Origin of the sequence: Alkalihalobacillus bogoriensis ATCC BAA-922 (assembly GCF_000621445.1) — a bacterium.
In the GTDB taxonomy this organism is placed as follows: domain Bacteria; phylum Bacillota; class Bacilli; order Bacillales; family Bacillaceae_F; genus Bacillus_AO; species Bacillus_AO bogoriense.
Genome location: NZ_JHYI01000011.1, coordinates 183,367 through 194,489, shown reverse-complemented (window position 1 = coordinate 194,489; position 11,123 = coordinate 183,367). Strand labels below are relative to the sequence as shown.

General features: G+C 35.4%; 12 protein-coding genes, 1 pseudogene and 1 riboswitch. Of the genes and pseudogenes, 4 read left to right on the top strand and 9 right to left on the bottom strand.

The annotated features are described in order from the left end of the window. A partial coding sequence (locus tag T323_RS26015; protein ID WP_156942390.1) for a transposase occupies positions 1-211 on the top strand: 211 nt, incomplete at its 5' end. A gap of 172 nt (positions 212-383) precedes the next feature. Here T323_RS26015 and T323_RS0104920 read toward each other — a convergent pair. The 4 genes from T323_RS0104920 to T323_RS0104905 form a co-directional block, all read right to left on the bottom strand. Further along, entirely contained in the window at positions 384-908 is a 525-nt protein-coding gene (locus tag T323_RS0104920) for a hypothetical protein (RefSeq protein ID WP_026672270.1), read from the bottom strand. 213 nt (positions 909-1,121) lie between these two features. Next, positions 1,122-1,514 (bottom strand): rhodanese-like domain-containing protein, encoded by a 393-nt coding sequence (locus T323_RS0104915; protein ID WP_026672269.1) that lies wholly within the window; start codon positions 1,512-1,514, stop codon positions 1,122-1,124. Between the two features lie 95 nt (positions 1,515-1,609). Then, entirely contained in the window at positions 1,610-2,962 is a 1,353-nt protein-coding gene (locus T323_RS0104910; RefSeq protein ID WP_035177707.1) for a TrkH family potassium uptake protein, read from the bottom strand. Position 2,963: 1 nt separating this feature from the next. Then, positions 2,964-3,620, bottom strand: coding sequence for a potassium channel family protein (locus T323_RS0104905; RefSeq protein WP_026672267.1), 657 nt, complete (start codon positions 3,618-3,620; stop codon positions 2,964-2,966). Between the two features lie 90 nt (positions 3,621-3,710). Continuing rightward, a riboswitch (cyclic di-AMP (ydaO/yuaA leader) is annotated at positions 3,711-3,856 on the bottom strand. A gap of 147 nt (positions 3,857-4,003) precedes the next feature. On the opposite strand from T323_RS0104905, the gene T323_RS0104900 reads away from it, so the two are divergent. After that, on the top strand, positions 4,004-4,246 hold the full coding sequence (locus T323_RS0104900; RefSeq protein WP_026672266.1) for a hypothetical protein: 243 nt from the start codon (positions 4,004-4,006) through the stop codon (positions 4,244-4,246). Positions 4,247-4,280: 34 nt separating this feature from the next. On the opposite strand, the gene T323_RS0104895 is transcribed toward T323_RS0104900, so the two are convergent. From T323_RS0104895 to T323_RS27810, 4 genes and pseudogenes are all read right to left on the bottom strand, one after another. After that, positions 4,281-5,543 carry a hemolysin family protein gene (locus T323_RS0104895; protein WP_026672265.1) on the bottom strand — a complete coding sequence of 421 codons (1,263 nt, stop codon included), beginning with the start codon at positions 5,541-5,543 and terminating at the stop codon, positions 4,281-4,283. A gap of 181 nt (positions 5,544-5,724) precedes the next feature. Beyond that, positions 5,725-6,204 carry a GGDEF domain-containing protein gene (locus T323_RS26010; protein WP_281175714.1) on the bottom strand — a complete coding sequence of 160 codons (480 nt, stop codon included), beginning with the start codon at positions 6,202-6,204 and terminating at the stop codon, positions 5,725-5,727. Between the two features lie 21 nt (positions 6,205-6,225). Next, positions 6,226-6,420, bottom strand: a pseudogene (locus T323_RS29515) (GAF domain-containing protein); the annotation flags it as partial. Positions 6,421-6,447: 27 nt separating this feature from the next. After that, positions 6,448-6,654 carry a hypothetical protein gene (locus T323_RS27810; RefSeq protein WP_051556374.1) on the bottom strand — a complete coding sequence of 69 codons (207 nt, stop codon included), beginning with the start codon at positions 6,652-6,654 and terminating at the stop codon, positions 6,448-6,450. Between the two features lie 197 nt (positions 6,655-6,851). On the opposite strand from T323_RS27810, the gene T323_RS0104885 reads away from it, so the two are divergent. Further along, positions 6,852-7,853 carry a DUF3231 family protein gene (locus T323_RS0104885; RefSeq protein WP_026672264.1) on the top strand — a complete coding sequence of 334 codons (1,002 nt, stop codon included), beginning with the start codon at positions 6,852-6,854 and terminating at the stop codon, positions 7,851-7,853. 182 nt (positions 7,854-8,035) lie between these two features. Continuing rightward, positions 8,036-10,120: a PAS domain S-box protein gene (locus T323_RS27805; RefSeq protein WP_051556373.1), complete on the top strand. Its 2,085-nt coding sequence runs from the start codon at positions 8,036-8,038 to the stop codon at positions 10,118-10,120. Between the two features lie 93 nt (positions 10,121-10,213). Here T323_RS27805 and T323_RS0104875 read toward each other — a convergent pair whose 3' ends face one another. Beyond that, complete coding sequence (locus T323_RS0104875) at positions 10,214-11,083, bottom strand: metal-dependent hydrolase (protein ID WP_026672263.1); 870 nt, start codon at positions 11,081-11,083, stop codon at positions 10,214-10,216. Positions 11,084-11,123: the final 40 nt, after the last annotated feature.

The following is an 11,123-nucleotide window of genomic DNA, read 5'->3' as shown; positions in this document are numbered from 1 at the left end:
AAAAGAATACGTAAGACAACAGCTTTCAGAAGAGAAAACGGGTGAAATCTACGGTAGGCGTAAAACCGATGTGGAACCAGTTTTCGGATTTTTGAAGGCTAATTTGCATTTCACTCGTCTGTCAGTGAGAGGCAAAGAGAAGGTGAAAAATGAATTAGGGTTTGCCTTCCTGGCGGTGAACTTGAGAAAGTACATTGCCAGGAGCGGCTAATATGATAATAATCCATCTAACGCTCCAACTAAAAAGGTTCCGAACATCATCTTTGGATGTTCGGAACCTTTTTCAATTATTTCTGGCTAGTTATGTCCCAGCCTCTTTTTATTAATACAAAATCTAGTGAGATTTGTTATGAGCAGGAGTCACCGTTAGTGCAACAGCAAGTTTATTCATAAGCACCTTCGGATGGAGGTAGTTCTTTATACTCATCCTTACTTTTGACAATTCTATATACATCATTTCTCAACTCAATGAATTGAGTTACATCGTTTGTCGGTTCACAATATGCCCCTGAAATGAAATGAGTAATTGTTTGACCATTCATACTAATATTCCATTCATCATCTTCATGGGGCTCTACCGCACAATTTGTTTCTGGAGTTAATTGTTTAGGACTTAATATGTTAATGTCTTTCATTTTCTGATAGATGATCTCCATTTCTTCAGCTGTGAGGGTTAGATTAATAGTCGCTGACCCATTTTCGATTAAATCCTTTGTCACTGTATCTTCAAATGTATTTATCTCATTCCCTTTATTCACACCAAATTTAACAGAAAAATTAAAATCCTGCGGCACATCATTTGGCATACTTTCTATATTCGATTCAACTGCACTTGACTGTAAATCGCCTCCACAACCAGAAACCAATAGAGCAAATATTATTAATATAAAGAATGATCGTTTACCCATTTTATCCCCCTATGCCTTGTTTAACTTAAGTAAAGTTGGTCACAAACTTTACTATATAATATTAACATAAATATCCATTACGTTTGACTAATCATTTAAAATGGTTGTCAATAATCAAAAAAAAGAGTGCCCACGTCACTCTTTTTTCGTTTCCATATAATGTTGGTGTTAAGTTGCAGAGCACGTTATCATTTCGAAGTCTTCTTTTCTCTTTTATTGCTCAACTTCATACCCAGCTTCTTTCCATGCCTTTGTTCCACCTTCAATGAAATGAACATCTTCAAAACCCATTTCTTTTAACAAATATGCACCTAATGTCGCTTGACCCCCTGCCCCGCAAGTCACGATGACCGGACGAGAGCGATCCGCTAAGTCAGGGTCGCGAAGATGGTCAGGTACTTCAAGGTCAGCACGAATCGGCAACATGCCTAATGAAATGTTTTTACTACTTGGAATTAAACCGCATGCTCCTGCATCTGTAGCATCTTGTACATCAATAACAAGTGTATTTGGATTTTCAGTCAATTTTTCACGAGCTTCTGCTGACGTGATTCCCGTCACATTTTCCCGAGCTTTCGCTAGTAATCCTTTAAACGTAAGTGCCATAATTTTTCCTCCTAAAATGATGAAGTAATGAGATTCACCATCCATCTTACCCTTCTTGCCTATACATATACAACGAAGTCGCACTTTTATTTTAGTTACCCTGTAAACACTTCTTCTTCTGGATAACGTACAGCTGCTTTTTTCGGTCTAGCAAGTGTAAAGGCTAATGTTAATGGACCAATTCTTCCTATAAACATTAATACGATAATGATTTGTTTCCCAACAGTCGATAAATCATCCGTCAACCCCATTGAAAGACCAACAGTACCAAAAGCAGAAAACACTTCAAATACGATCATTAGAAACGGTGCATCCTCTGTAATGACTAATAAAAATAAAGTAAACAAGATGAATAAAATACTAATAACGATAATCGCCAGTGCTCGTATAATCGTATGCAAGCGAATGGTTCTTCCAAATGTAACCGTTTCGCTTCTACCTTTTAAAAAAGTGAGCGTTGCTAGAATCATAACGATAAAGGTTGTAAGTTTTATTCCACTTGCTGTTGAAGCACTCCCCGCTCCTATAAACATAAGAACAATAAGAATCAAAATCGACGCCGTTGTCATACTCCCTATATCAAGTGTATTAAATCCAGCCGTTCTTGGTGTGACTGCTTGAAAATAAGCTCCCCATAATTTGTCGTCTATCGCTAATGGTCCAAGTGTATTCGGGTTTGAAAACTCTAACACAAAAAGGATGAGCATGACTGTCACATTCATGATGAAAGTACCAATCAACATTAGCTTAGAATGGAGAGATAACGTTCGAAACCTCTTTTTATACCAGATGTCAGCCAATACCGTAAACCCAATGCCTCCTGTAATAAATAGCGCTGTAATTACAAGGTTCACTATTGGGTCTCCTACATAAGCAGACAAGCTATGTGACCATAAGGAAAAGCCCGCATTATTAAAGGCTGAAATTGTATGGAACAAACTTTGATATAAGCCTTCTTTCCATCCGAATTCTGGAACCCAACGGACGGAAAGAAGCATAAAGGCAAGAGATTCAAGCACGAGTGTAAAAATAAGTAAAATTTTTACAAGCCGCACGAGTCCACCTAAAGATGTTTGGTTAAATGCTTCTTGGACTAAAATCCGTTGCTGAAGACCGATCTTTTTTCCTAAAACCATAATAATTAATACGGCAAATGTCATGAGTCCTAATCCACCTAATTGAATTAAGACCATGATAACACTCTGCCCAAATACAGTATAAGCTGTACCTGTGTCAACAACAACTAGACCTGTAACGGTTATCGCTGAAGTTGCTGTAAACAAGGCATCCATCCACGAAACTGAGACTGTCGATGCGAACGGAAGCTTTAATAAGATTGTGCCAATGATGATAAAAACAAGGAAGCTAAGTGCCAAAATTTGAGGCGGACTTAAATGAATCACTTTTCCTTTTACAGAACTTGATGACACAAGCTTGGAAGGTATCATTTTACATTCCTTCCTCTTCAAATCGTTTCAAGTCATTTTTATGACCGATGACAATTAGGATATCATTTTTAAGAATAATATCTTCTGGGAACGGAGATACGTTTACATCTTCTCCTCTTTTTATTGCTAAAATCGTACACCCATATCGGGCCCGAACATTTAATTCAATTAATGTTTTATTCGACACTTTGTCAGTGGCAATAAGCTCAACAATACTATACTCTTCAGATAAATCAATATAATCGATAATTTTTTCAGAAACTAAGTGTTGTGCCACTCGGATACCCATGTCTTTTTCGGGATGAACAATCCGATCAGCCCCAATCTTTTCTAACACTCTTTGATGATAATAATTTTGTGCTTTTACCCACACTTGTTCAATACCAAGTTCCTTCAATAGCAGTGTACATAATATACTTGATTGAATATTATCACCAATGGCAACAACAACATGTTCAAAATTCCGAATGCCAAGAGACTTTAGTGCATTTTCGTCGGTTCCATTTGCGATAACAGCGTGTGTGGCGTATTTCGATATCGCATTGACTTTATCATCGTTGCTATCAATAGCGAGCACTTCATGTCCTAACTGAAATAATTCTTTACATACACTACTTCCAAATCGTCCTAATCCAATTACTGCAAATTGCTTTTTCATGTTTTCTCCATTCTCCTTTATCCTAAAAACACCATAAAAAGACCATCACAAATAAAATGGTCTTTAGGGAAATCCTAAGACCTTTCTCTCTAAAAAAGGTAACAACGCTTACGAGGTTAGCTGTCGGATTAGGGATTGAGAGTATCCCCTCTTATTTTACTAAGATTCACCCCAAGACAAATTTTACTCTGTCAATAAATGGTTTCCCCGCTCTATGGATTCAGCGATTAAAAGGTGTCTAGGCATTATTTATTTTCTAATGAATCATAATTTACTCCTCTTATTGGATAATGTCAATAGAGTTTACATTTTTTTCATTTTTACAGTCTTGTTCCTCCTCAAGTCTCATTCATAACAATATCCAACAGGGGAAAGGATAAAGAATGAGAAAAAAAAGAGGTGACATGATGAAAAGGTATTGGTTAGTTACTGAAGGTGGCCAGTGTGCCGTATATGATTCCGAAGAAAAAACTATAACAGAATGGGTCGATGTTGAACATGGAACAAACCCAACAGAACTGATTTTTCAATTACGAAATCAACTTGAACGACATGATGAAGAAATAGGTGACATTGAAGATGAAAACGGAAAACCAGTCATTGAAGTGTTAGGTTACTCAGATTAACAAAATTATAAAAAGAAGAGGCCCCGTTCAGCTATTACTGATGGACACCCTCTTCTTTTACGATTACTTTTATTTTTTTTATACGTCTTTCCTCAGCTTCTGTTATAACAATGTGAACATGCTTATATTCGATTTCTTCATTTTCTTCAGGAATCCTTTGAAATTCCTCGATGACCCATCCACCTAATGTTTGATAATGACGGGTAGGTAGAGAAAAGCCCATTACTCTTTCAAACTCATCAAGCGGAAAGTCTCCATTAAATTCAAACACATTCTCGTCAATTTGAACCATTTCCCGTACCTTTTCATCATGTTCATCCCAGATTTCGCCAACTAGTTCTTCTAAAATATCTTCTAACGTAATTAGTCCTGATGTTCCACCAAATTCATCAATGACGATAGCCATATGAACTCGATTCTTTTGAAGTTGCGGCAAAAGCTGGGCGATTCCCATCGTTTCATAAACATACAAAGGTTTTCGTAATAATGCTTCAATTGTAGGTTGCTTTTTCTGAACTAAACTTCGTAAAAAATCTCGTTCGGATAAAATTCCGACAATATTATCAATCGTTCCGTCATAAACCGGTACCCTAGAAAAGCGCTCTTCTAATAAAATCGAGCTAATTTCATCTAACGACATCGTTAATTCGATTGCGACCATTTGTGTTCTTGGGGTTAAAATTTCTGCAACCGTAATATCATTAAAATCTAAAGAGTTTTGTACTAGTTCTCTTTCATCGTTACCAATTACACCTTCTTCTTCACTAATATTAATCATTTCCTTTAATTCTTCTTCAGTTATTGACGGATATGATTGCTTTGTTTTAATGAATGAGGCAAGCGTCGTTTTAAGTTTAACAAGTAGCCATGTCAATGGTTGAAAAATAGCCATTAACAATAATAAGCATCCCGAGATTCGTAATGCAAATGCCTCAGCGTGTTCCTTTGCAAACGACTTTGGGAGCACTTCCCCGAAAATTAAAACAAGTACGGTCATGAGAATCGTACTAATAACAAGGCCCGTACTACCACCAAATAAATCAGCTGCTATTTTTGCTGATATTGTTGCAGCAGCAATATTAACAAGGTTATTACCAATTAAAATTGTTGATAGCGCGTGGTCAAAATTTTTAATAATGTCATACGCCTTTCGTGCTCCTTTTTTATCTTCATCAGCATAATTTTTTAGTCGGATTTTATTCGCACTTGAAAACGCTGTTTCCATCGACGAAAAAAAAGCGGATAAACACAGTAACAATAGAAGCACGACTACAAGACCAATTGAAATTTCATTCAAAGCCATCACTCCGCAACAAAATATCGCTTTGTGTTAGTATAACAATGTGTATGTTGTTCTTATTCAATTCTTCCACTATATTCTTTTACCAATTTCATTGCTTCGAAAACGAAAACAAAGTGATGAAAAACAGTCATAAATAAAGAAGGTAGAGCCCAATTCAGCTTTACCTTCTTTATTTTTAATAAAATTGATAATTATTTTTTCCTTTTGCTTTTGCCCTGTATAAGGCAAGGTCTGCGAATTTAAGTAATAATTTAATGTCTTTACCGTCACTTGGGTAACGAACAATACCAATACTTGTAGTTAATTGGAGTTTTTTATCAAAAATTTGCCAATTATCCATCATCCGAATCACTTGATTAGCAAAATCGGCAATGTCATCTTTATCAATTAATTGTGGAACAACAATGACAAATTCATCTCCACCAAGCCGAACCGCATACGAATCAGGATAATTTTTTGTCAAAGCTTTTAACCGGTTTGCAACCTCTTTTAATACGAAGTCACCGATATCATGGCCAAAGTCATCGTTTATCGTTTTAAACCCATCAAGGTCAAGAAAGAGGATAGAGCCTGGATTTTGTAATTGGACATTTTCATACAGAAAGTGTCGATTATATAACCCTGTCAGCGAATCAAAAATGGCTAGTCGTTCCAATTCAACTACATATGAGAATAGCCGAGCTATTTTCGTGAAAAACTGTTTTTCTTCTTCCGTAAATATTGTTGGTTTTGAATCGACGGCACAAAGTGATCCAAACACTTCTCCATTCTTTAAGATAATTGGAACACCAATATAAGAAAGGACATTAGCTGCAATAAAATGTGGAAATTGACTACCAAACTCATCTGTCCTCAAGTCTTCAATGACAAGTGGTTCCCGACCACTAAAAAACCGTCGTCATAATGTATCGTTGACATTTATCGTGAAACCTTCATGAATGCCACAACCTGTATTATTATCTAACACTTTTAACACTGTAAATGTTTCATTTGTAATTCTAGTTATCGTTACTAATTTATCCGTCATAAAAGTATTAATTAAATCCAATAAATCAGAAGCTGCTTCTTCAAAATTTTTATAATTTGTAATATCAATGTTGTTCATAAAACCCCTCCACTAATTAACCCCTATTAGTAAATTATAGTTGAAATTTAATAATAAAAGAAGATTTTAAAGACAAACTTTTTGTGAACTAATAGACTTTTGGATAAAAACCGTAAAATATTTCTAAATACTAATGAAATAACTCCAGTTTGGTTATAGTAAAAATACATTGTGAGATTAAGGGGGGAATGTGAAAAATGGATAATTCTATAAAATTGTCATCGTCAGAATTAGCGACTTTATGGACAACTTATACGAATGATTGTGCAGCCATTTGTATGATCACTTACTTTTTACAGCATATCGATGATAACGCAATAAAAGAAGTGGTGAACTATAGTCTAAACATTTCAGAGCAGCATACAAAAAAAATAAAGACTTTGTTTAACAATGAAAAAGTTGCCATCCCAAAAGCTTTTAGTGTTGAGGAAGATGTTATTCTTTCTGCTCCTCGTCTATACTCTGATAGCTTTTACTTATTCTATTTGCACAATATGGCAAAAATCAGTGCCAATAGTTATTCCTTAGCTTTAGCCAATGCTGCTCGAAGCGATGTCCGACAATTTTATAGTCAAAGCTTAGAGTCAAGTATTACATTGTATAATAAAACAGCTGACATATTATTAGAAAAAGGGCTTTATTTACGTCCTCCTCAAATTCCAATGCCAGAAAAAGTCGACTTTGTAAAAGAACATAGTTTTTTAACGGGATGGTTTGGTGAACGCAGACCTTTAAATGCCGTTGAAATTATGAATTTATTTTTTAATATTGAAAGAAACCAACTCGGTAAATCATTAATTATCGGGTTTAGCCAAACCTCAAAAACAAAAGAAATTATTGATTATTTTTTAAGAGGAAAAGAAATCGCAAGAAAACATGTAGAAGTGTTTAGTTCGATTTTAAATGAATCTGAATTACCAGCCCCAATGACTTGGGATACACTTCCTACAAATTCCACAACACAAGTATTTTCAGAAAAATTAATGATGTTTCATATTACAGCGTTACAAGGAGCTTCAATTAGCCATTACGGGACAAGCATGGGCACAAGCCTCCGAAGGGATATAGGTTTACATTATAACCGTTTACTGCATGAAGTTCTTTTATACGCAGAAGATGGATCAAACCTTTTAATCAAACATGGCTGGTTAGAACAACCTCCTCAAGCCCCCAATCGTCAAGTTCTTGTCCATAAATAACTCGTAACGGATGCCCAAAAGGAGGAAACCCTTTTTGAGGCATCTTTTTAACATGATGAGATGTTTGTTTTCAAGAGGCTAACAAGTATTTTTCTCTCGAATGACTCCCCTATGCTATTTTAAAAAATACGGTATAATAAACTTAACAGCAAGTACGCTTTATTCATTAAAAAGGAGAATTTATGAATATATTTTTACATACATATTATATTCCACTCGTAACTCTAGCTATTTTTATTGCAATATTAGCTTCGTTTACCTTTTTTATTCTTGCCGATAAAGCTCAAATCATAACTGGATTACAAAAGAAACTGTTTCAGCTTGCAAGTACTGCATCACTAGTAATAGGAATTTGGGCTATGCATACTATTGCATTAAGTACAGTTTCTGGTACAAATTCATTTTACGATCATCCTATGCAATACCTATTGTATGTTTGTATTACAATTGGACTTGTTTACGTTTCGTTAATGATGTTTCAAGAAAAAAACAGTATTCCACGACTACTTTTAAGCAGCTTATTTTTTTCATTGGCTAACTATATTTGCTTTCGTATAAACGATATTGTCACGTTACAAATAGAAGAATTGTATTCGTTTCTTCTTTGTTTTATCCTTGCTTATCTTGCCTTTTATACATATAGACATGTTTCAAAACCTAGCAAATATATGCACAGAAGTATATCTGCCGTTTTACTAGGCATGTCTATCGTTTCAGTTCACTTTATTCACGTAAGACAGTATACTTTCCTAACCGTTCAAGAAGGAATGAATCATTTCACATTCGGAACAACACTTGCTATTGCAACAATTATAATATTGGTATTAACATTGTTATTTGTCTTTATTAACGATAAATTAATAGAAAACGCTGCACATTATCACTCCTTATTCGAACATAATTCTGACATCGTATTATTACTTGGATTAGACGCAACAATTATTTCTGGTAATACACGTGTTAAAGAAATATTAGGATATAGCCCAAGTGAATATACGAACGAGCCTTTTTATAAAATTGTACATGAGGATGATATCTCGCTAGTTCTTGATGCTTTTCATAAAAGTAAGCAAGGAGAATATGTAGAGTACGAAATTCAATTGCAAAGAAAAGATAAACAATTCATATATCTCCATGTTAAAAATATCCCGATGATTATCGGAAATGAAATAAAAGGTGTTTATTCTATTTCAAAAGATATTACAAAACGAAAAAAAGATGAGCTGTTGTTAAAGCAAAGTGAAGCTCATCATCGTCTATTAGTACAAAACTCACAAGATACGATTGCCATTACAGATGGAGTTAGCTGGCTATATATTAACCCTGCTGGCGTCAGGCTATTTAAGGCTCAAACAGAAGATGAAATACTAGGAAGAGCAATCTATGATTTTCTACATGCTGACTATCATGAACAATGCAAAAAACGAGTCAAACGAATACTCAAAGGAACCGTCGTTGAAACGGTCGAACAAGAGTGGCATACGATAAAAGGTGACATCGTGGAAACAGAAGTGACCGGAATTCCTACCCTTTTTCATGGCGAAAAAGCCGTTCAAGTCATTATCAGAGATATTAGTGATCGAAAAAAAGCAGAACGACTTATGCTTCAAACGGAAAAGCTTTCGATGGCTGGACAACTAGCCGCTGGAATTGCCCATGAAATCAGAAATCCGTTAACAGCGATAAAAGGATTTGTACAACTTATGAAACCTGCCGAACGACAGCATGAGAAATATTATGACATTATCTTGACAGAAATGAACCGAATTGAATTAATCGTGAATGAATTACTCATTTTATCCAAACCACACGAACCATTTTTACATGAACAAAATATGAACCAACTACTTTATGAAATTATCACGTTATTAGAAACACATGCGATTATGCAAAACATTGCTCTAAAGGCAGATTTGCCTAAAGAACCGTTATATTTTTATGGCGATGGCAACCAAATAAAACAAGTATTTATTAATATTATTAAAAATGCGATTGAAGTCATGCCAGATGGTGGGAAAATTACAATAACAGCTACCACAAAAGAGAATCATATTATTGTCGACGTAAACGATGAAGGCTGCGGGATTCCACCAAAAAAAATGAAAAACATCGGAACTCCATTTTACACAACGAAAGAAAATGGGACAGGCTTAGGGTTAGCCACAACGTATAAGATCATTGAAGCACATCAAGGGAAGATTACAGTCCAAAGTGAAGTCAATGTCGGGTCAACATTTACAGTCATTCTTCCATTGATAGAAACTTAACACAAAACAGGTAGCGAGGCTTTATTTATGTAAAGCTTTGCTACCTGTTTTCACCTCAATGAACCAAGCTACACTAGCACTACATGCTCTGTGTTACTTTCCAATAGACTCCGTTAAAAAAGAGCTACCATTTCGATAAAATCTTGGGTCGAATATTCCTATTGATGTTTCATCTTCAAAAATAACTACAAATGGCGACCATTCATGTAACACTTCTGCTTTTGGATTTTCACGATACAATAAGTCAAGGTCCGCTTCAGGATTTGAATAGAGAACTGTGACTTGCTCTTTCTCTTGCCATAGACGTTGCTTGTAAATCGTGACAGTTTCATCTTGTTTTCCAAATACACTGAAACTCCCGGGTATAAAATCTGCAGAAATGGCGACTTTTTCATAATGTTCTTGCGCTTCAGCTTGAATGACTAACCCCTGAACAAGCTGAAAACAGACATGTATGCAAATACAAATCCAAACGATTCTCCAAATTTTAAATCTAGGAAATTCTTTTTTCATTTTAATTGTTAAAAATCCGCTAAGCATGATAAACCATATCATCAAATCCACAATTGGAATGACTCCAAGCGTGACACGTGTTGAGGAAATGGGCTCAAACAATCCTGTTCCCCACGCATTTAACGCATCTGAAGTATTATGGATCGTGACATTGATAACAGCAAGATAAAAGATAATTGGATCTTTTCGTTTCCAAATCAAATAACAAACAAGATAAATGAGGACCGCCCAAACCGGAACCAAAAAATAAGAATGTGTCAATCCACGATGCCACATTTGCTCCATCACTCTTCCCGTTTCTGTTAGGTTTGCAACGACATCAATATCAGGAATTTGACTTCCTGCTAATGCTGAAAAAAGCAACGCTCGCTTTAATGGTTGGTCCATTTTATCTTTGTTAACTGCCCCATACGTTGTTAACCCAAATAATGCGTGTGTAACCGTATCCACTTTTTTACTCCTTTTCTCTTTAACTCCTCATACTCCTCAT